The sequence below is a fragment of the Hymenobacter cellulosilyticus genome (assembly GCF_022919215.1).
In the GTDB taxonomy this organism is placed as follows: Bacteria; Bacteroidota; Bacteroidia; order Cytophagales; family Hymenobacteraceae; genus Hymenobacter; species Hymenobacter cellulosilyticus.
Genome location: NZ_CP095046.1, coordinates 1464205 through 1483831, shown reverse-complemented (window position 1 = coordinate 1483831; position 19627 = coordinate 1464205). Strand labels below are relative to the sequence as shown.

General features: G+C 61.5%; 19 protein-coding genes. 11 read left to right on the top strand and 8 right to left on the bottom strand.

What is annotated here, in order from left to right; genetic code table 11:
- The first annotated feature begins 51 nt into the window (after positions 1 to 51).
- The 5 genes from MUN79_RS07355 (at position 52) to MUN79_RS07335 (ending at position 8008) form a co-directional block, all read left to right on the top strand.
- Positions 52 to 1743, top strand: a complete 1692-nt coding sequence (locus MUN79_RS07355) for a M28 family peptidase (RefSeq protein ID WP_244677078.1) — start codon at positions 52 to 54, stop codon at positions 1741 to 1743.
- Positions 1744 to 1885: 142 nt separating this feature from the next.
- Positions 1886 to 3556, top strand: a complete 1671-nt coding sequence (locus MUN79_RS07350) for a M28 family peptidase (protein WP_244677077.1) — start codon at positions 1886 to 1888, stop codon at positions 3554 to 3556.
- 126 nt (positions 3557 to 3682) lie between these two features.
- The gene (locus tag MUN79_RS07345; protein WP_244677076.1) at positions 3683 to 5329 is read left to right on the top strand and encodes a M28 family peptidase; all 1647 of its coding nucleotides are present in this window, start codon (positions 3683 to 3685) and stop codon (positions 5327 to 5329) included.
- Positions 5330 to 5439: 110 nt separating this feature from the next.
- The gene (locus tag MUN79_RS07340; protein ID WP_244677075.1) at positions 5440 to 6813 is read left to right on the top strand and encodes a LutB/LldF family L-lactate oxidation iron-sulfur protein; all 1374 of its coding nucleotides are present in this window, start codon (positions 5440 to 5442) and stop codon (positions 6811 to 6813) included.
- Positions 6814 to 6943: 130 nt separating this feature from the next.
- Positions 6944 to 8008, top strand: coding sequence for a hypothetical protein (locus MUN79_RS07335; RefSeq protein WP_244677074.1), 1065 nt, complete (start codon positions 6944 to 6946; stop codon positions 8006 to 8008).
- 190 nt (positions 8009 to 8198) lie between these two features.
- Here MUN79_RS07335 and sdaAA read toward each other — a convergent pair whose 3' ends face one another.
- Complete coding sequence (sdaAA, locus tag MUN79_RS07330; RefSeq protein WP_244677073.1) at positions 8199 to 9104, bottom strand: L-serine ammonia-lyase, iron-sulfur-dependent, subunit alpha; 906 nt, start codon at positions 9102 to 9104, stop codon at positions 8199 to 8201.
- 243 nt (positions 9105 to 9347) lie between these two features.
- Here sdaAA and MUN79_RS07325 point away from each other — a divergent pair, with 243 nt between their 5' ends.
- The gene (locus tag MUN79_RS07325; protein WP_244677072.1) at positions 9348 to 9797 is read left to right on the top strand and encodes a DUF4019 domain-containing protein; all 450 of its coding nucleotides are present in this window, start codon (positions 9348 to 9350) and stop codon (positions 9795 to 9797) included.
- Between the two features lie 80 nt (positions 9798 to 9877).
- On the opposite strand, the gene msrB is transcribed toward MUN79_RS07325, so the two are convergent.
- Positions 9878 to 10336 (bottom strand): peptide-methionine (R)-S-oxide reductase MsrB, encoded by a 459-nt coding sequence (msrB, locus tag MUN79_RS07320; protein ID WP_244677071.1) that lies wholly within the window; start codon positions 10334 to 10336, stop codon positions 9878 to 9880.
- A 100-nt stretch (positions 10337 to 10436) separates the two neighbouring features.
- Positions 10437 to 10883, bottom strand: coding sequence for a hypothetical protein (locus tag MUN79_RS07315; RefSeq protein ID WP_244677070.1), 447 nt, complete (start codon positions 10881 to 10883; stop codon positions 10437 to 10439).
- 154 nt (positions 10884 to 11037) lie between these two features.
- Between MUN79_RS07315 and MUN79_RS29895 the strand changes: the two genes are divergently transcribed.
- Together MUN79_RS29895 and MUN79_RS07305 are read left to right on the top strand one after the other, a co-directional pair.
- The gene (locus MUN79_RS29895; RefSeq protein ID WP_262923004.1) at positions 11038 to 11361 is read left to right on the top strand and encodes an NAD(P)H-hydrate epimerase; all 324 of its coding nucleotides are present in this window, start codon (positions 11038 to 11040) and stop codon (positions 11359 to 11361) included.
- Positions 11343 to 12551, top strand: a complete 1209-nt coding sequence (locus MUN79_RS07305; protein WP_262923003.1) for an NAD(P)H-hydrate dehydratase — start codon at positions 11343 to 11345, stop codon at positions 12549 to 12551. Before MUN79_RS29895 ends, MUN79_RS07305 begins: the two co-directional genes overlap by 19 nt.
- Before the next feature lie 6 nt (positions 12552 to 12557).
- Here the strand turns inward: MUN79_RS07305 and MUN79_RS07300 are convergent, their stop codons facing one another.
- From MUN79_RS07300 to pafA, 4 genes are all read right to left on the bottom strand, one after another.
- Positions 12558 to 13451, bottom strand: a complete 894-nt coding sequence (locus MUN79_RS07300) for a UbiA prenyltransferase family protein (RefSeq protein ID WP_244677069.1) — start codon at positions 13449 to 13451, stop codon at positions 12558 to 12560.
- Between the two features lie 68 nt (positions 13452 to 13519).
- The gene (locus tag MUN79_RS07295; RefSeq protein ID WP_244677068.1) at positions 13520 to 14203 is read right to left on the bottom strand and encodes a DUF6766 family protein; all 684 of its coding nucleotides are present in this window, start codon (positions 14201 to 14203) and stop codon (positions 13520 to 13522) included.
- A 126-nt stretch (positions 14204 to 14329) separates the two neighbouring features.
- On the bottom strand, positions 14330 to 14905 hold the full coding sequence (locus tag MUN79_RS07290; RefSeq protein WP_244677067.1) for an inorganic diphosphatase: 576 nt from the start codon (positions 14903 to 14905) through the stop codon (positions 14330 to 14332).
- A gap of 267 nt (positions 14906 to 15172) precedes the next feature.
- Positions 15173 to 16882, bottom strand: a complete 1710-nt coding sequence (gene pafA / locus MUN79_RS07285; protein WP_244677066.1) for an alkaline phosphatase PafA — start codon at positions 16880 to 16882, stop codon at positions 15173 to 15175.
- 166 nt (positions 16883 to 17048) lie between these two features.
- Here pafA and MUN79_RS07280 point away from each other — a divergent pair, with 166 nt between their 5' ends.
- Positions 17049 to 17777 (top strand): HAD family hydrolase, encoded by a 729-nt coding sequence (locus tag MUN79_RS07280; RefSeq protein ID WP_244677065.1) that lies wholly within the window; start codon positions 17049 to 17051, stop codon positions 17775 to 17777.
- Between the two features lie 18 nt (positions 17778 to 17795).
- Here MUN79_RS07280 and MUN79_RS07275 read toward each other — a convergent pair whose 3' ends face one another.
- Complete coding sequence (locus MUN79_RS07275) at positions 17796 to 18521, bottom strand: DUF4386 domain-containing protein (protein ID WP_244677064.1); 726 nt, start codon at positions 18519 to 18521, stop codon at positions 17796 to 17798.
- 371 nt (positions 18522 to 18892) lie between these two features.
- Here MUN79_RS07275 and MUN79_RS07270 point away from each other — a divergent pair, with 371 nt between their 5' ends.
- Together MUN79_RS07270 and MUN79_RS07265 are read left to right on the top strand one after the other, a co-directional pair.
- Positions 18893 to 19264: a helix-turn-helix domain-containing protein gene (locus tag MUN79_RS07270; protein ID WP_244677063.1), complete on the top strand. Its 372-nt coding sequence runs from the start codon at positions 18893 to 18895 to the stop codon at positions 19262 to 19264.
- Positions 19265 to 19373: 109 nt separating this feature from the next.
- Complete coding sequence (locus MUN79_RS07265) at positions 19374 to 19517, top strand: hypothetical protein (RefSeq protein WP_244677062.1); 144 nt, start codon at positions 19374 to 19376, stop codon at positions 19515 to 19517.
- Positions 19518 to 19627: the final 110 nt, after the last annotated feature.

Sequence of the window (19627 nt, the reverse complement as noted above, 5' to 3'; positions counted from 1 at the left end):
ACTAACCGAACGACAACTCACCATTTCACTATCTCACCACCTCACCATATAATGAAGAAAACCTCCCTCTACACGCTGCTCTTGGCGGCGTGCTGCGCTACGAGTGCCGTGGCCCAGCAGGCCCCGGAGAAAGTGAAAGTCAAGCACAAGCGTGGCAAGACGGAAGCTCCGGCCGCCACTACTCCCGCCGAAACGCTGCCGCCCGCACCCAAGCTGCCCCCGCAGGAAGCCGACTGGTCCTTTGCCTATGGCGCCAGCATCACCCAGGCCGACCTGCGTGAGCACCTGACCATCCTGGCGTCCGATGCGTACGAAGGCCGCGAAACCGGCGAAAAAGGCCAGAAAATGGCCGCTGAGTACATTGCCAACCAGTTTAAGAGCCTGGGCCTGACTGGTCCGGTGCAGGGCTCCGACAACCCCTACCTGCAGCACTTCACGATGGAGCGCTCCGTCTGGACCGGCGACGCCACGCTGAAAGTGGGCGGGCAGAGCTACAAGTGGCTTACCGACTTCTACGCCTACGGCAGCTCCCCCTTCCAAACCGAAACCACGGTGCAGCCCGTGTTTGCCGGCTACGGCATCGAGCAGGAAGGCTACTCTGACTACGCCGGCCTGGATGTGAAAGGCAAGGACGTAATTGTGCTGCTGGGTGAGCCCATGAACGCCCAGGGCAAAGCCCTGCTAGGCAAGGACGGACAGGGCAGCAAGTGGGGCATGGACTTCCGGGCCAAGGCCAGCAAAGCCGCCGAAAAAGGCGCCCGCAGCGTGTTTTTTGTGGATGTTACCCCCGACGGCTTCACTAAGTCGGCGGCCCGGATGACGCCCTACATGAGCCGGCCCACCGTCACGTTTCTGGACGGTAAGGAAGCACCTCGTTCGGCCTTTTTCGTCTCGCCGGCGGTGGCCTACAAGATGCTGGGCACCACGGCGGCCAACCTGGGCAAGTACCAAAGCAGCGTGACCAAAGCCGGTAAGCCGGTAGCCAGCCTCTTCAAGCCGGCCAAGATTACCATAAAAGCCCCCAAGAAAAAGGACCAGTTTACGACCGAAAACGTGCTGGGCTTTCTGGAAGGCTCCGACAAGAAGGAAGAAATCCTGGTCGTGTCGGCTCACTTCGACCATATCGGCGTGATTGGCGGGCAGGTGCACAACGGCGCCGACGACGACGGCTCGGGCACAGTATCGGTGCTGGAGTTGGCCCAGGCCTTTACCAAGGCCAAAGCCGAAGGCCACGGACCACGCCGCAGCATCCTGTTTTTGACCGTGACCGGGGAGGAAAAGGGCCTGCTGGGCTCGGAGTATTACACTGACCATCCCGTGTTTCCGCTGGAGCAAACTATTGCCGACTTGAACATCGACATGGTGGGCCGCACCGACAAGGACCACGAGGGCAAGAGTGACTATGTCTACGTCATCGGTTCCGACAAGCTTTCCTCCGAGCTGCACCGCATCAACGAGGAAGCTAACCAGAAGTACACCCAGATTGACCTGGACTACCGCTTCAACGACCCCGAGGACCCGAACCGCTTCTACTACCGCTCCGACCACTATAACTTCGCTAAGCACAAGATTCCGGTGGCCTTCTTCTTCAACGGCGTGCACGACGACTACCACGGCCCGGGCGACGAAGTAGAGAAGATTGAGTTTCCGAAAATGGAAAAGCGGGCCCGCCTCGTGTTCCACACGGCCTGGGAGCTGGCCAACCGCAACGACCGGATTGTGGTTGACTCGAACAAGCAATAACGCCGGTTCCTAATTCTTACTGAGTAAAAGGCTGGTTGCCGGACGTCCTTACGGGCCCCGGCGGCCAGCCTTTTATCATTAAAGTGCCGCCAGCAGCACGCGGCCGCTGAAGCTCCCCCGTTCCTGTACCTTTGCCCCTGATATGACAAAACCTTTTCTCTTCGGCCTGCTGCTTGCGGCCACCCTGGTCAGCGCCGGCTCCCCGGCTTGGGCGCAAAAAACCAAGGTCAAAACCAAAGTCAAAACCGAGGCCAAGCCGGCAACTCCCGCACCCGACGCCGCGGCTACCGACTGGTCGGTGACCTACGCCAACACCATCACGGCCGAGGACCTGCGCAAGCACCTGACCATCCTGGCTTCCGATGCGTACGAAGGCCGGGAAACCGGGGAGAAAGGCCAGAAAATGGCCGCTGAGTACCTGGCTCAGCAGTTTCAGGCCCTGGGCCTGACCGGTCCGGTACCGAGCTCCGACAACCCGTTTATCCAGCACTTTACCCTGGAGCGCAGCCGCTGGGACCTGCCCAATATGAAGCTGCAGCTGGGCAAAAAGCAGTATATCTGGCTGGAAGATTATTACTCTACCGGTGAGTCGCCGTTTGGGCAGGAAACCACGCTGCAGCCCGTTTTCGTGGGCTACGGCATTGAGGATGGTGCTTACTCCGACTACGCCGGCCTCGACGTGACGGGCAAGGACGTAGTAGTGCTGCAAGGCGAGCCGCTGAAAGACGGCAAACCCCTGCTGCCGGCCGGCGCAGGCCCGAGCAAGTGGAGCGCCGACTCCCGGGCCAAAACCGCCCTGGCCACCCAGAAAGGAGCCCGCAGCATTATCTTTATCAACCCCGACGCGGCCAAGTTCACCCAGGCCCTGACCCGCTTCAAGCCGTATCTGAGTCAGCCGCGGATGAGCATGCTGGGCCAGGCCAAGGGCTTGCAGCCGCCCCGGGCCGCCGCGTTTTTCGTGTCGACGCCGGTGGGCTATGAGCTGCTGGGTACCTCGGCCGAGGGCCTAGCCAAGTACCAGGCGGCCGTAGCGGCGGCCGGCAAGCCCGTGAAGTCGCCCTTTAAGCCCGGCAAGCTGCTGATTCGGGCCCCGCGTAAATCGGAAACCTTCGCCACCGAAAACGTAATGGGCTACCTCGAAGGCTCTGATAAGAAAGACGAAGTGCTGGTACTTTCGGCCCACTACGACCACCTGGGCATCCGGGACGGCAAAGTGTTCAACGGGGCCGACGATGACGGCTCGGGCACGGTATCGGTGCTGGAGCAGGCCGAAGCCTTCAGCAAAGCCAAGGCCGAAGGGTACGGGCCGCGCCGCAGCATCCTGTTTCTGGCCGTCACGGGCGAGGAAGAAGGTTTGTTTGGCTCCGAGTACTACACCGACAACCCGGTTATTCCGCTGGAGCACACCGTCGTGGACTTGAACATGGACATGGTGGGCCGCACCGACCAGAACCACAAGGCCGGCGACCAGTACGTGAGCCTGGTGGGCTCCGACAAGCTTTCCTCCGAGCTGCACCGCATCAACGAGGAAGCTAACCAGCGCTACACCCAGCTTGAGCTGGACTACCGCTACAACGACCCCAAGGACCCCGAGCGGGTTTACTACCGCTCCGACCACTACAACTTCGCCAAGCACAAAATCCCGGTGATTTTCTACACCACCGGCGACCATGCCGACTACCACCAGGAAACCGACGAGGTCGACAAAATCGAGTTTCCGCTGATGACCAAGCGCAACCACCTCGTGTTTCACACGGCCTGGGAGCTGGCCAACCGGGAGCAGCGCATCGTGGTAGATTCCAACAAGCCGTAACTCCGACTTGCTTTTTTAGCCGGCATTTGGCCCGCACTGCGGCGCCCGGTTTGGTTCTTGATCAGGGGCGGGCAAGAACCAAACCGGGCGCCGGCTTTTCTGACCTCTCCCCTTGCAACCTTCCGCGTGAAAAGAATTCTGCTTTGCGTGTTTCTGGCCGCTGCCGGAGCATTGCCCATAGTGGCCCAGCCCAGTGCCCCGGCAGCCCGGCCAGCCCCAGCCCCGGGCCTGGAATATTCGGCCAGCATTACTCCCGAGCTGCTGCGAGAGCACCTGACCATTCTGGCTTCGGACGCCTTCGAGGGACGCGAAACTGGCCACCCCGGGCAGGTAAAGGCGGCGCAATACCTGACGCAGCAGTTTGAGCAGCTCGGCCTGCGTGGGCCGGTTAGCGGCGGGAGCAGCCCGTTTCAGCAGTCGTTTGGCATCTTGGGCACGACGCCGACGGGCGCGGGCACAGTGCGGGTGGGCTCCACCACATTTGTGGACGGGCAGGATTTTGTCTTCTTCGGGGCCTCCACCTTCCCCGAATCCGCGGCTCCGGCCGACCCGGTATTTCGGGGCTTTGGCATCGAAACGGCTACCTATAACGACTACGCCGGCCAGCCCGACGTGCGCGGCCGCGACGTAATCGTGCTGCAGGGGGAGCCCAACAACGGCCTGGGCCGCTATCTGTTTTCGGGCTCCAAGCAGGAAAGTGAGTGGAGCTCCGTGTTTCGGAAGGCGGCCCTGGCCCGCGACAAAGGTGCCCGCAGCCTGACGGTGGTGACGTATGCCACACCCAAGGAGTTTGCCCGGCTGGCCGGCCCCGTGCAGGTCGACTCGCCGGAACCCACGTATTTCCTCGCCAGCCCCGTGCTGCAGCCCGAGGAGAAGGAGCTGCAGGTGCAGGTGCCGCCGGCCTATATCACCACTATCATTACCAACGGTCCGCTGGGCGCGGCCCTGCTGGGTACCACTGTGCCCCTGCTGTGGGGCTACGACGCGGAAAGCTATAAGCTGAAGCAGCCCCCGGCTCGCCTGCAGCCAGTACCGTTCACGATACACCTGCCCCAGAAGCGCGAAGCGTTGACTTCCAGCAACGTACTGGGCTTTCTGGAGGGCTCGGATAAGAAAGACGAAGTGCTGGTCATTTCGGCCCACTACGACCACGTGGGCGTGCAGCACGATACGATTTACAACGGGGCCGACGACGACGGCTCGGGTACTTCGGCGGTGCTGGCGCTGGCCCGGGCGTTCAGCCAGGCCAAGGCGGCCGGCCACGGCCCGCGGCGCAGCATTCTGTTCTTGCTGAATTCGGGCGAAGAAAAAGGCCTGCTGGGCTCGGAGTACTACACCGGTCACCCCGTGTTCCCGCTGGCGCAGACCATTGCCGACCTCAACATCGACATGATTGGGCGCACCGACAAAGCCCACCAGGGCAAGCCCGGCTACCTCTACCTGATTGGCTCCAACCGGCTCAGCACCGAGCTGCACACGCTCAGCGAAGAAGCCAACGCCCGCACGACCCACCTGCGCCTCGACTACAAGTACAACGACCCCAAGGACCCCGAGCAGCTCTATTACCGCTCCGACCACTACAACTTCGCCCGCCACGGCATTCCGATTATCTTCTACACCAGTGGCCTGCATCAGGACTACCACAAAGCCACCGACGACGTGGACCGGATTGAGTTCAAAAAGCTGGCCGAACGCGCTAAGCTCGTGTTCTTTACGGCCTGGGAGCTGGCTAACCGCGAAAAGCGCCTAAGCGTGAATGCCACCCGGCCCTGAGTGAGCCCAAAAGCTAGGACTCCGGACATAATTGGAGGTCAATGGCACGCGGGGCTGGTCGTTCCGCGTTATATTTGTTTAGACCCCGCTCCTAACTACTGCCTACTGCTATGACCAAAGTTGCCCAATTCCTGACCGACTCCGAGCATAAAGCCTTTGATCTGGAGCACCGGCGCAAGATTCGCTTCAACATCGGCAAGTACAACGCGGCGGTGCAAACCGGCCTGGGCTGGTACCACGACCACGAATTGGCGCGGGAGCGGGCTTCTTACCTCAAGGCCACGGCCATCAACAACCTGGACCACTACCTGCTGGAGTTCGAGAAGAACTTCACCAAGCGCGGGGGCAAGGTTATCTGGGCCCAGAATGCCGAGGAGGCACTCAACGAAATCGGCAAGATCATGCAGCGCAAAAAGGCCCGCACCGTGGTGAAGGCCAAGAGCATGACCACCGAGGAAATTCACCTCAACAAGTACCTGGGCAAAAACGGCATCGACTCGGTGGAAACCGACCTGGGCGAGTTCATCGTGCAGCTCAACGGGGAACGGCCCTACCACATTGTGACGCCGGCCATGCACCTCTCCAAGAAGGACATTGCCGACATCTTCGTCAAGCACCTCAAGATTGAGCCCACCGACGACGCCCAGAAGCTAGTGCTCACGGCCCGCCACCTGCTGCGCAGCAAGTACACCTCGGCCGAAGTAGGCGTGACGGGCGGCAACTTCCTACTAGCCGACATTGGCGGCATTGCCGTAACCGAAAACGAAGGCAACGCCCGCCTCTCCGCTACTTTCCCCAAAACCCACATTGCCATTGTGGGCATCGAAAAGGTCATTCCCAGCGTCCACGACCTGGATTTGTTCTGGCCTTTGCTCAGCACTAGCGGCACCGGGCAGCAGGTTACGGTCTACAACACCATTTATACCGGGCCGCGCCAGCCCCTGGAGAAGGACGGGCCCGAGGAAATGTACGTGGTGCTGCTCGACAACGGCCGCACCAACCTGCTGGCCCAGCCCGACAAGCGCGAAGCCCTGCACTGCATCCGCTGCGGAGCCTGCCTGAACGTGTGCCCGGTGTACAAGAACATCGGCGGCCACACCTACGAGGCCACTTACTCCGGCCCCATCGGCTCGGTGATTACGCCCCACCTGTCGGGTTTGCAGGAAAACAAGCACCTGAGCTTTGCCTCATCCTTGTGCGGAGCCTGCTCGTCGGTGTGCCCGGTCAAGATTAACATTCACAACATTCTGCTCAAAAACCGCCAGCAGAGCGTGCAGGCCGGCTATTCCGACAAGGAAGAGCAGCGGGCCATCAAGCTCTGGCTCTACGGCATGAAGCACCGCTGGCTCTGGGATATGGCCCCGGTGAGCGGCAAAAACTGGGTGCTGAGCCGCCTGCTGGGTCAAACGGGCTGGAGCAAGCGCCGCGAAGCCGTGCAGGTAGCGCCCAAGACCTTCCGCCAGCTTTGGAAGGAACGGAAGTAGCCGTCAAGGTTTCACCTGAACCTGGGTTTTCAGCTTCTTAAGCTGAACGGCGGCCTCAGCGCCCAACTATTCCGGGTGGTAGCAGTACATACGCCTAGCGGGCACGTTGCCACGCGGTTGCGTATTCTCTATGCTCGATTTGCTGTTGCGGGTTGCTGCCTTTGCGGGCGGCGCCTTTCTCATCATTACGGTTGTCTTATCCGCTATCCGCTCGTTTGTTCTGCCCCGCAATGAGTCGGTGCTGATCAACAACTGGGTGTTTATGGGTATTCGGCACCTGTTCAGCTTCCTGGCTGCGCGCTACAATACCTACGCCAAGCGGGACCGAATAATGGCCCTGTATGCGCCGGTAGCCCTGGTAACGCTGCCTATTGTGTGGCTGCTTATCCTCTCGGCTGCCTACGCAGGCATCTACTGGGCTTTGGGCGAAGGCGACTTCACCAAAAGCTACCTGCTCAGCTCCTCTTCCCTGCTCACGCTGGGCTCGGTGGAAGCTACTACCGTGCTCATCAGCATTGTGACGTACTCTGAGGCCACTTTTGGCCTGCTGCTCATCACCCTGCTGATTTCCTACCTGCCCACGATGTACCAGGCCTTTACCCGCCGTGAGCTGGTGGTAGCCCGCGTGGAGCTGCGCTGCGGCATCAACCGCACGGCCACCGAGCTGATCGGGTGGCTGAATCGCAGCGGTAACCTGACCGATGACGGGCCGCAGTGGAAAGTCTGGGAGGAATGGTTTGTAGAAATCGAGGAAACGCACACGTCGCTGCCTATTCTGTCGTTTTTCCGCTCGCCCCAGCCTGGCCGCTCCTGGGTCACGACGGCCGACCTGATTCTGGAAACGGCTGCCGTAATTATCAGCACCGTAGACCAGAAGCGCGACGCGGACATGGAAATGTGCTTCAAAGCCGGCTGCGTGGCCATCAACCGGGTGTCGCGCTACTTCGAGGAACGCGCTCAGGCTGAGCCGGCCGAGGTTATAGCCGAGGAAGACCCCATTGAAGACCCTACCCGGCGGGATTTTTTCCAGACCTACGACCAACTGCGTGAGGAAGGCGTGGCCCTGCACCCCGACCGCGAAGAAGCCTGGAAAAAGTATAAAGAGCTACGCACACGCTACAGCGACGCCGTGCAGTTCCTGGCCAAGCTGATCATGGCGCCCGAGTCGAAACCGGTGGGTGGCAACCACCAATAAGGACCCGGGAGAAGCAGCCGGCTGGTGTTTCAGAGGTGACTAACTACCTTTTTCCGCAGAATATGACTACTGCCAACACCTAGCTTTTGAGGCAAGGGGTAGCTGCAAGCACTACTCGCTCAGTGCAATAAAAAAGCCCCATCAGCTGTGCTGGCGGGGCTTTTTTGTGAAACAGTATCAGGAGCAGGGCTTACTGGTGGTCTTCGTCGGGCAGAATATTCACGTCCTGCACTAGCACCATCTTCTCGATTTCCCGGCCCCGGGTCGTGTTGGCCAGGCCGCCCAGGGCGGTTTCCTTGTAACGCGTTTCCATGCTCTGTCCCACTTCGCCCAGGGCGGCCACGCACTGGTCCACCGGAATTACGGGGTCGACGCCGGCAATTGCAATCTGGGCCGAGGAAAAGGCAATGGCCGCCGCCGAAGCGTTGCGCACCACGCAGGGCACTTCTACCAGGCCCGCCACCGGGTCGCAGACTAGGCCCAGCATGCACTGAATGGTAATGGCCACGGCCGCGAATACCTGGTCGATGGTGCCGCCCAGGCAGTAGACGATGGCGCCCGAGCCCATGGCGGCGGCGCTGCCGGTTTCGGCCTGGCAGCCGCCCACGGCCCCAGCCAGGGAGGCATTCTGCTCGATGATAAGGGCAATGCCGGCCGCTACCAGCAGCCCTTCCAGAATCTGGCGGTCCTCGAGGCGGTGCAAGTCCTGAATGGTAACTAGCACGCCGGGCAGAATGCCCGAGGCCCCGGCCGTGGGCGCAGCTACTACCCGGCCCATGCACGAGTTAACTTCCTTGGCGCCCAGCGCCCGGGTAATGAGCTGCTTGAACTCCGGCGACAAGACCGTGACGGGCGAAGCGGCAATTTTCTTGGCTCCGTTATTAATCATGCCCGAGCGGGACGTCATGTCTTCGGTCAGGCCGGTTTTCACCGCGTCGCGCATCACGTCGTAGGCGCGCTGCAGGCCGGGCCAGATATCGGCCTCGGCCCGGCCTTTCTGCTCGACTTCATAGTCGAGCACGGGCTGGTAGAGCGGCTGCCCGGTGGCCTCGCAATGGGTTTGCCAGGAAGCAAAATCAGTGAATAACAAAGACATGATGGGTGGAAACAAGGGTGGGAAACAACTCAGAACACGACTCCCGAACGGGCAGTTCGCCGGCGGGGGCCACGAAAATCGGGAGAAATTCTTCGTGGCTGGCTACTTTCCGGGTATCTACGCCAAAATGAGGCCGGCGGCGAGGCCCGCAACTTTCGGCCGCGGGCTTGCCGAGCCCCGGCCAATGGCTGTATCTTGGGAAGCATTTGACAGCATCTTTCTACCGTTTAAAACCATCCGGCTTTGTTTCCTTCCTTTTGCGGCCGCCTGGTGGGCACCGCCTTACTAGCCAGCAGCCTGATGGGCTGCAACTACACCACGTCCGTGACCAACAGCGAGGAGGACCGCAAGCCCGCCGAGCTGGTCACCGACTCGTTTCTGATGAACCAGAAGCAGGGCCGACGGGATGCTAACCTGCGCCTGTTTGGGGAAGAAATGTGGGAAACGACCTCCCGCGAGAAAGTGCGGCAGCTGTGGGCCCGGCGCGACACCCTGCTTGGGCCCTTGGTGCATACCGAGTTGGGGCCGTGGCAAACGCAGGTAGTGAAGGGCACCAACCCCAGCAGCAACTACGTGCTGCAATACAAAAGCAAGTACGCCAAAGGCAGCGCCCTGGAAACCTTTACTCTGGAGCGCGAAGCCGATGACTCCATAAAAATTGTGGGCTACAACATCAGCCTCGACGCGCTGTAATTGTGCCATTCATGTAAATGCCAACAGCGCCAGACCTGCCCTGCACGTCTGGCGCTGTTGGCATTTGGCAGCTTTCGAGCTTAGGCCTGCTGGGGCTCGCCTACCAGCTTAATGGCGGCCGAGTTGATGCACAGGCGCAGGCCGCTCGGGGCCGGACCGTCGGGAAAAACGTGGCCCTGGTGGGCGTCGCACACGTTGCAGAGCACTTCTACCCGGGTCATGCCGAAGCTGGTGTCCTTCTTGTAGCGGATGGCGTTTTCCTGCACCGGCTGGGTGAAGCTGGGCCAGCCCGTGCCACTCTCAAACTTGGTGCGTGAGTCGTAGAGCGGGGTGCCGCAGCACACGCAGGCGTAGAGGCCGGCTTCGTGGGCTTCGCAGTATTCGCCGGTAAAGGCCCGCTCGGTGCCATGCTGCCGGGTTACGTAGTATTGTTCAGAGGTGAGTTGGGCTTTCCACTCGGCGTCGGTTTTCTCCACGCGGTGGTCGGGGGCCGGGCTGCCGTGGTTGGCCAGCCGGATAACGTCGTTCCAGGTTTGCATATAAAGTTTGGTTTGGTTCCGTCGGAATTCAACAGTTCAGATGCTTTGCAAACGCGGCAGGTAGCCGGGAAGTTTTTTAACCGGCACTTCCTTCGGCTGGCTAGGCCTGCCACTGCTGCACCTCGGCCGCCACATGGAGCTGCCCGGCCGGGACCTGGGCCTGCAGAAAATCGAGCAGGCGTGTCAGGCGGCCGTTTTTTTCGACGGCACGCAGCGACACGGTGCGGCTAGCGCCGCTGGCCTCCTGAACGCGCAGCACCGGCCCGCGCCGCAGGGCCATGACCACCGCAAAGATGCCCAGCAGCACCGGAATTACGGGCACCACTATTTCTTCTATGTAGATCCGACCACCGGCATCGGAGCGAAAAAACGCCACGATCAAGCCGGCATACCATAGGCCGAAGCCAATCAGGCCCAGGCCAAAAGCCAGCATCAGGCGCCAGTTGCGAATATCGGCGCCGCGCTGCACGTAGAGCGTGGCCTCGCGCAGGGGAAGACTGGCATAGCGGAACCGGTTCCGCAGAAAATAGATAGAGTGCTCATCCAAACCGAACTCGTCGGTATAAAACAGGTACGGGTCATAAGAGCCAAATTACGGTTGCAAGTACGCTTATTGTGGCCGGGCCCCAACGCTTTTGCGGCCGTATCGTTCGGGGTATGGTGCCTGTTTACCGCTCGTACCTTGTTGCCGCTACCGCCCCATGAAGATTCTTACCGCCGCCCAAACCCGCCAGGCCGACCAGGCCACCATCCAAGAAGAAGGTATCAGCTCCGAAGCCCTGATGGAGCGCGCTGCTACGGCCTTCACTCAGTGGTTGCTGGCCCGCCAAACCCCGGCCGAGGCCGGCGAAATCCTGGTGTTCTGCGGCCCCGGCAACAACGGCGGCGACGGGCTGGTAGCAGCCCGGCAGCTGCACGCGGCCGGCTATTTGGTACAAGTATTTGCATTGCCGGCCGATAAGTACTCCCCGACTTTGAGGCCAACCGTTGGCGCCTGCCCTCAGAGTTGCCCTATCAGGAGCTAACCGAAGCCGCGCTGCCCGTTATTCCGGCCGGGGCCCTGGTTATCGATGCGCTGTTTGGAACCGGCCTGACGCGGCCGTTAACGGGCCTGGCCGCGGCGGTAGTAGCTCACCTGAATCAGGCCCAGGCGCGCATTGTGGCCGTAGATATGCCCTCAGGCCTGCTGGCTGATGCCGCCCAGCCCGCCGACAGTCCCGTCGTCCGGGCCCGGCACACGGTGAGCTTCGAACTGCCCAAGCTGGCGTTTCTATTGCCCCGCAATGCCGAGTATGTGGGGCAGTGGCATACCGTCCCGATTGGGCTGAGCCGGCAGTTTCAGGCCCAGGCCGAAAGTCGGCTCTTCCTGATAGATGCCGCGCTGCTGGCGGGCCGGCTGCCCCGGCGGGGCCGGTTTGGGCACAAGGGCACCTACGGGCACGCCCTGCTGCTGCTGGGCAGCCGCGGCAAGATAGGGGCCGCCGTGCTGGCTACCCAGGCCTGTTTGCGCAGCGGCGTAGGGCTGCTTACCGTTCGTACGCCGGCCGTGGGCTACGACATTCTGCAAACCAGTGCGCCCGAAGCCATGGCCCTCACCGACCCGGCTGCTGACTTTCTGAGCGAGCTGCCCGAGCTTACGCCGTATTCCGCCATTGGTATGGGCCCGGGCATTGATAAGGCGGATTCTACCAAAGTTGTTCTGGAACAACTGCTGCGCACAGCCCAGGTGCCACTGGTGCTGGATGCCGACGCGCTGAATCTGCTCGGGGCTAATCCCGATTTGCTAGCCCTGCTCCCACCTGACTCTATCCTGACGCCCCACCCCAAAGAGTTTGAGCGCCTGAGCGGCTCGGCCCGCGACGATTACCACCGCCTGGAGCTGCTGCGCGAGTTTTGCCACAAGCACCGCTGCTACACCGTGCTCAAAGGGGCCCACACCTGCCTGGGTACACCCACCGGAGAGCTGTACTTCAACACGACCGGCAACCCCGGTATGGCCACCGGCGGCAGCGGCGACGTGCTGACCGGCCTGCTCACGGCCCTGCGCGCCCAGCACCTTTCGGCCCTTGATGCGGCTCTGCTAGGCATCTACGCCCACGGCCGGGCCGGCGACCTGGCGGCCCGGCACACCGGCGAAGTGGGCCTCATTGCCGGCGACCTGACGCGCTTTATCGGTCCGACCCTGCAGGAATTGACCACGCCGGATGCCTTTTAGCCCTGCTTACGCCACCCAGTATACGGCCAGAAACTGCACTACCATCACTCCGTCGGCCAGCAGGGCGAAGTAGTAGTCGGGCCGGGTTTCGTCGGCAAACCACACGAGCAGGCCGGTGAGCAAGGTGGGAATAGTGAGCACCAGCAAATGAGCCGGGGTTACGCCCTGCGGAATCAGCAGGCCCGATACGGCTAGGCACAATAGAGCCAGCACCTTGGCCGCCCGGAGGCCGAAAATGCCCGGAAACGTGCGGGTGCCGCTGAGCAAATCTTTGGTGTAGTCGCGGATGTCGAAGACGAAAGCCAGAGCCAGGATAAAGAAAAAGCGGCGGCCAAACAGCACCAGCACCACGGGTGCCGTCAGGGCTTTGCCCAAGTACAGCGCCGGCACCCACACGGTAATGGCGGCCCAGACGTAGGCAATCAGAAATACCTTGAGCAGCGGCAAGTCGCGCAGGGCCCACCAGCGGCCGGCTACCTTCACGATAGGAAAGGAATAAAGCAGGGAAATGGCCGCCAGGTGGCCCAAAAACAGCGTGAGGTGGCGCCAGCCATCGAGCCAGAACAGGGCACCCGCCACCGCCAACGACACCAGGGCTAGCCCAAACAGCTCCCGGCGGTGCTGAATCATCCAGCGCTTCCGCTCCGAAAGCACGGCCTGCTGCCGAAACTTGTAGGGCAGCACACTGTCAATGTTGTAGAGAAAGAGCGTGGCCGAGAAAATCAGCAGGGCCAGCCGGAAGGGAATGTGGACGCGCCAGAACAGAAAAGTAGCCCAGGTCAGGCTAGTAGCCGCTGCCGCCACCAGGCCGCTGCTGTACAGCAGCGCATCCAGCCCGCGCTTTAGGCCCGAGGATGAGGAAGGAACGGCGGCCGCTGATTTTTCGCTGACTTGGCGCATGGCTCCGGGCGGAAGAGAGAAGTGGAAACTCTGCTTACGCCGCGGGGCAAAGATAAGGTTCCGGCGAGTTACTCGCCGGTTTCGTCGTTGCCGGCATCCACCGGCTTCGACTGCGGGGAGCCGTGCTGCCGCAGGAAAATGGACAGCCCGACGATGGACACAATGGAGAGAAACTCGCTTTGCCAGTTCTGAAACGACTGAAACCAGAACCGGGAAGTAGCCATGAATTCGAGCAGCCCCACGGTGGGTTCCCCGTGCTGCTGCTGCTCAATGTTATAGACCGAGAGGCCGCCGCGGGCGTGCAGCCACACGGAGGCAAAGAACAGCAGGAAGAAAGCCAGGCTCAAGGACTTTTTGTAGAGTTCCAGCATCCAGCCCCCGCGCTTTACCGGGCCGGGCGCGTCTTCCTTGCTGGCATCCGGCTCCCGGTCTACCTCTTCTTCTTCGTAGAGTTTTTTCGATTCGGAAGAGCCTTTCTGCCGAAGCCAGATGGTGAGCATTACGTACACGCCCATCTGCAGAAACTCACTTTCCCAGTTCTCGAAAGTGGCTTCCATGAAGTGGCCCGAGGTCAGGTACTGGCCCAGCGTCAGGGCCGGCAGCTTCAGGTCTTCCAGGTCGTTATTGTACTCGTGCCAGCCGGTGAGAGCCTGGCCCACCATGGTGATGAGCACCAGAGTAAAACCGACCAGCAACAGGCTGTTTTCGTAGAGGAAACGCAAAAACGGCGACTTAGCGGGTTCTTTAGGCATGCTTGGCCTACGTAACCAGCTCCGCAATAGGTACAGCCGAGCTGCTAATTTGTCCCGCTTCTTCCACGCAAAAGCCCCGCCGACCAGAGGGCCAGCGGGGCTTGCAGACGAGCGGCGTAGCGCTGCTTACAGCTGCTCGACGTTGGTCGTTTTCTTCACGCCCGAAGCGTCGAAGGTGTCATTGTAGAGCTTGATGCTGTCCTCGATGATGCGGTAGGCATCTTCGCGGCCCATGAAACGCTCTACCGTTACCTGCTTGTGCTCCAGCGCCTTGTAGTCTTCGAAGAAGCGACGCATTTCCAGCAGCGTGTGCGGGGGCAGGTCGGCAATGTCGTTGTAGTGGTTCACGGAAATGTCGTGGGCAGCCACGGCAATGATTTTATCATCCTCTTCGTCGCCGTCAATCATCTGCATCACCCCGATTACCTTGGCATCCACCAGGCACATGGGCACGATATCAACCGAGCAGATAACCAGAATATCCAGCGGGTCTTTGTCGTCGCAGTAGGTCTGGGGGATAAAGCCGTAGGCGGCGGGGTAGTGCACGGCCGAGAACAGCACCCGGTCCAGCTTCAGCATGCCGCTGTCTTTGTCGAGTTCGTACTTGCCTTTCGAGCCTTTGGGAATTTCAATGATGCCGTTCACGATGGCGGGGGCGTTTTCGCCGCGCTCCACATCGTGCCAAGGGTTAAAGTGAGCCATGTTGGTAGAGAAGGCGCGCCTGACGCGCCCGGTTCGTTTAAGAGAGGTAAAAAGTCGTGCGGGCGAAATGCCCGTTGGTCGGCGGGGCGCGTAGCCTGCGCCCGTTTCGCTGTGCTGGACAAACAAAACTGGTTACGCTGGCCCGAATTTAAGCACGTATTACGTGAAGCTGGTGAAAAAGCTGGTTGAATTGTGATTTTCTACGGACAAACCGCCCAAACCCGGTTTTGCGACCCGCCGCTCCGGCCGGGCCCGGAGGCTTTGCCTTTAGCGCAGAACTTCCAGCAGCGGGGTGCCGGTGCTGCCGTTGGGTTCCTGAATGTGCAGCCAGCTGGCCAGGGTGGCAGCAATGTCGGTAATCTTGGCCGGCATCCGCGACTCGCCGTGCTTGACGCGCCAGCCCCAGAACACCAGCGGCACATGGGTGTCGTAGTTGTTCAGCGAGCCGTGGGTTGTGCCCTTGCTTATGGGGAAGGAGTACGACTCCAGCCAGCCCGGCTGCAGCACCACCATCACGTCGCCGCTGCGCTTGGGGAAGTAGCCGTTTTCCAGGTACATCAGCATGCCGCTTTCCCAGTGCGACTTCTGCAAGTCGTCGGCGGTGATGGCGCGGTTGACGCCCGAGAGGTTTACGGCAATGTCTACCACCTCATCCTGTACCGTGCGCAGGTTAAGCTGCTTCTGGGCAATCAGGGGGCGGTTGAGGTACACTTGCTGGTTTTCGTAGCTCAGCACCCAGTTGCCGGCCCCGTGCCGCTTCACCAGCTGCTGCTGAATCGAGTCGCGCATGAGGCGGGGGCCCACCGAGCCGGCCGGCAGGTGGTGCTCCAGCATGAAGTTGGGCGACTGGGCCGCGGCGTGGTCGGCCGACAAGAACACGAGCACCTGACCTTTGCCCACGGTTTTGTCGAGGGAGTTCAGCAGGCGGGCAATATCCTGGTCGAGGCGCAGGTAGGTATCTTCGGTTTCAATGGCGGTGGTGCCGAACTGGTGCCCCACGTAGTCGGTCGAGGAAAAGCTCAGGGCCAGGAAGTCGGTTTGGCCGCGCTGGCCTAGCTGCTCGGCCCGCACGGCTTCCAGGGCAAAGTCCAGCGTAAGGGAGTTGCCGAAGGGTGTGGAGCGAATCAAGTCTAGGTTGCGGGGCGTGGCTACGGGCGCTTTTTCACCCTCGGCCTTCAAAGCCCCCTGCACGGCCCGGGGTGCCTGGGCGCTCAGCTTGGGCAGGTCGTGGGGAAACACGGGCTTGTCCTCGCCCCGGAAAGCCGATTCCCAGGCCACGTCGTCGGGGGTGCTTTCGGTGTATTGGCTGATGGGCAGCAGGGTTTCCCAGGGCTTGTCGAGGTACTGGGCGGCCCGCTGCTGGCTGTTGAACTGCGCCACCCAGGCGGGCAGCTGCTGGGCGTAGAACGTGCTGGTGATAAAAGCGCCGTTGGAGCCGTCGTACCAGTAGGCGGCGTTGGCCGCGTGGCCGGCGGGCAAGATGGAGCCCCGGTCCTTGATGCAGACCCCGATTACCTTGCTCTGGAAGTTGGTGGCCAGGCGCAGCTCGTCGGTGATGGTCGTGGTCAGCATGTGGCGCGGCGACATCTGCCCCTCGGGCCCGCTGCCGCCCACGCCCCGCACGGTTTTGTCCTCGGTGACGTAAGTACCCTTGCCTTCCTCGCGCACAAACCAGTTGTTGCCCACGATGCCGTGCATAGAGGGCGTGGTGCCGGTATAAATGCTGGCGTGCCCGGGCCCGGTGTAGGTCGGCACGTAATTGTAGTGGGTGTTTTCGTAGCTAAACCCTTCGCCCAGCAGCCGTTTGAAGCCGTCGTTGCCGTACTTATTCCAGTAGCGGTACAGGTAGTCGTAGCGCATCTGGTCCACCACGATGCCGACCACGAGCTTGGGGCGGGCAATGGGCTTGGCGGTTTTCTGGGCAAAGGCGGGAGCCGCCAGCATGGCAGCGCCCCACAGGAACAGGCTCTTTTTCAAATCCGTAACGCGTTGGTTCGGCTGCGCCGCCGCTCCACGAAATTGGGCCGGCTACAGCGGCCGCAAAGGTAACAGCCTGCCGCCGTAATCACGGCGCTAGCGGCCAAAATAGCCGGTGGTGCGTACACGCAGTGCTACTTCCGGCTTCTCATGTTCTGCTTTCCCTATGCCTTCTTCGCCAACTCCCTACGCCCTTATCTTCGACATGGACGGCGTCCTGATTGATAATACGCCCTACCAGGCCAAGGCTTTCCAGCTATTGTTTCGGGAGCATGGTCTGACTACCAATGCCCGGCAGCTGCTCAAGCGCCTGAACGGGATGCCGGCCACCAACATTCTCAAAACTGTGTTTCGTAACCCAGTGCCGGAAAAGGAGCTCAAGGAGTACGCCTCCCAGCGCGAGTTTCTGTACCGGGTGCTGTATTGGGACAAGCGTAAGGAAACTCCCGGCCTTACGGAGTTTTTGCGGGCTGCCCGCACTGCCGGCTTCAAAATCGGGCTGGGCACCGGCTCCCCGCCCGAAACCATCAGCTACATCATCGACCACCTCGACCTGCGCCAGTACTTCGACGTGATAACCGGCAAGGACGACGTGGACAAGGGCAAGCCCCACGCCGACACCTTTACCGTCGTATCCCAGAAGCTGGGCGTGCCGCCGGAGCGTTGCGTGGTGTTTGAAGATGCCCTGCTAGGTGAGCAGGCGGCTTACAAGGCCAAGATGCGGGTGGTGGCCGTGAGCAGCGGCCTGAAGCCCGAGCAGTTTCAGGCCCCACTGCGGGTCATCAAAGACTTCACCGAAATCACGCCCGAGCAGGTGCGCGAGCTGCTGGACCAACACCCCGATACGCCCAAGCCAAGTAAAGAAATGGCCAAGCGCGACTATATGAAGCTCTAAAAAACGCTGTGGCGCGGCCTAGGCGACCTGGCTTACCCGGGCCTGCCACTGGGCCGCGTTTACGCCTTTGAGCAGCAGCCACAAGCTCATGCACAGCTCCCCAATCAGGCAGGGCAGCAGAATGGTCGGCAGCAGCACGTTGGCCAGCTCGGGAGCAAACAGGGCCGCCGTACACGCCACCAGGTAGCAACCGCCCGCAGCCTGCATCAGCAAACCCAGCACCTTGGGAAAGTAGCCCGACTTGTAAATCAGGTAGCCGTTGAGCAGGCAGGTGCAGCCAAAGAAAATTAAGGCCACATTGAAGGAAATGTCGTGCAGGCGCAGGGCTATATGGCCCAGCATGGGCAGCTGCCGGGGACCGAAAGCAGCTAGGTAGTCGGCGCTGCTGAGCAGGGGCAGCACCAGCAGCATAAACACTTTGCTAACCGCCTCCACGGCTAGCGAGGCCAGGTTAAACACCACCGACAGCATCACTAGCGCGTGATTCACGGGCCGCAGCAGCAGGTACTCAATCCAGAGCAACGGCAGGGCGCACAGTACCAGCAGCACATTGGCCGCCACGGCCCAGCGCCAGAGCAGCGGGGAAGCCAGGATATTGCGGGCCGTGGCGGCCGCGTCGGCTCCTACGAGCTGGCTCATCACGAAGCCCTCGGAAAAGAGCCCGCACAGAATAATGGTCAGATACAGGGCCCCGCCCAAACGGGCGTAGGGCAGCGGTGAAATGTCGAGGGTGCGGGAGCTCATCAGCGGCGTTTGCCGGGTAAGGTAGCGAAACAATATTTGCCCGAACCTATATTCCACTTGGGCAAGCTATTGTACTACCCAGGCAGCCGGCGCCAGGTCCGCCAGAGGCAGCCGCACTCTGGTGCAGCCGAGGCCACACTTGGCCCACGCTGCTTTTTCACAGAAAATTATCAGCATCCGCAAGCCTTGCTGCCGGTATACGCGTACATCGCAGTCAAAACTGCGTATACCACGCCAAGGTATACGACTGCAACAAGTGCAGCATGAGTATGTACCTGTTCCTGGTATACAGCTCCCTTATTCTCACCGGCTTGATGTACCGCCGGGCTCCGCTTGAGCGGGTCCGAATGTAAGCATACTTTTTCGCCCTTATGACAACCTCTTCTCCTTCGCCCGAAGTTAATCTGGTCACTGTGGTCCGCGCGCATTTCGGCCTGTCGGTGCGGCAGCTGGCCCACTACCTGGATGTATCGGCCGGCTTTATTGCCCACATCGAAACCGGCCGCAAAGGTATGCCCGCGGCCATGGCCCCTCGCCTGCACGGCCTCAGCCGCCTGCTGCCCCCGCCGCTGGGTCAGGGCCCGGCCGCTCCTCCCGAGCCCAGCGGCTACGACCCTCTCACGCCCCTGCCCCACCCGAAGCCCTGTTCCGCCCTACTGATGCTGCTGCAGCCGCTCCCGAGCTGCTGCGCCGCCGCCTGCTCGACTGCCAGGAGCAGTTGCAGGAGCTCGGGCAGCGCCTGACCCAGCAACAGAACCGCTCGGCTAGCCTGGCCCGGCGCCGGCGCGGGGTAACTCAGCTCCAGACGGCCCCCTTCCCTACCGAGCCCGCCGAAACGGCCCGCTACGCCCGGTGGCTGGGGAGCTGGCCACCGACCTGGCCCGCGACGAGCCCGATCCGGCCGCTTCCGCCGCCGCCCGGGTGCTGCTGGCTGCCCGCGTAACGGCCCTGCGCGCCGAAGCCGCCGCCCTGGCTGCGGTAAGTCCGGCGGCGTAAGGCTGAAACCAGTGAGCCAGGGCTGCCGGCAGTAGCCTGGTAAGCTGGCTACTGGTAAGGCACGAAGCCGCCGCTGCTTGTAGCCAACGAAAAGGCCGGGTGCTGTTGCG

Coding starts and splice junctions, on each gene's coding strand:
- MUN79_RS07355 (WP_244677078.1), top strand. CDS start 52: ATGAAGAAAACCTCCCTCTACACGCTGCTCTTGGCGGCGTGCTGCGCT.
- MUN79_RS07350 (WP_244677077.1), top strand. CDS start 1,886: ATGACAAAACCTTTTCTCTTCGGCCTGCTGCTTGCGGCCACCCTGGTC.
- MUN79_RS07340 (WP_244677075.1), top strand. CDS start 5,440: ATGACCAAAGTTGCCCAATTCCTGACCGACTCCGAGCATAAAGCCTTT.
- MUN79_RS07335 (WP_244677074.1), top strand. CDS start 6,944: ATGCTCGATTTGCTGTTGCGGGTTGCTGCCTTTGCGGGCGGCGCCTTT.
- sdaAA (WP_244677073.1), bottom strand. CDS start 9,104: ATGTCTTTGTTATTCACTGATTTTGCTTCCTGGCAAACCCATTGCGAG.
- msrB (WP_244677071.1), bottom strand. CDS start 10,336: ATGCAAACCTGGAACGACGTTATCCGGCTGGCCAACCACGGCAGCCCG.
- MUN79_RS29895 (WP_262923004.1), top strand. CDS start 11,038: ATGAAGATTCTTACCGCCGCCCAAACCCGCCAGGCCGACCAGGCCACC.
- MUN79_RS07300 (WP_244677069.1), bottom strand. CDS start 13,451: ATGCGCCAAGTCAGCGAAAAATCAGCGGCCGCCGTTCCTTCCTCATCC.
- MUN79_RS07295 (WP_244677068.1), bottom strand. CDS start 14,203: ATGCCTAAAGAACCCGCTAAGTCGCCGTTTTTGCGTTTCCTCTACGAA.
- MUN79_RS07290 (WP_244677067.1), bottom strand. CDS start 14,905: ATGGCTCACTTTAACCCTTGGCACGATGTGGAGCGCGGCGAAAACGCC.
- MUN79_RS07280 (WP_244677065.1), top strand. CDS start 17,049: ATGCCTTCTTCGCCAACTCCCTACGCCCTTATCTTCGACATGGACGGC.
- MUN79_RS07275 (WP_244677064.1), bottom strand. CDS start 18,521: ATGAGCTCCCGCACCCTCGACATTTCACCGCTGCCCTACGCCCGTTTG.
- MUN79_RS07270 (WP_244677063.1), top strand. CDS start 18,893: ATGACAACCTCTTCTCCTTCGCCCGAAGTTAATCTGGTCACTGTGGTC.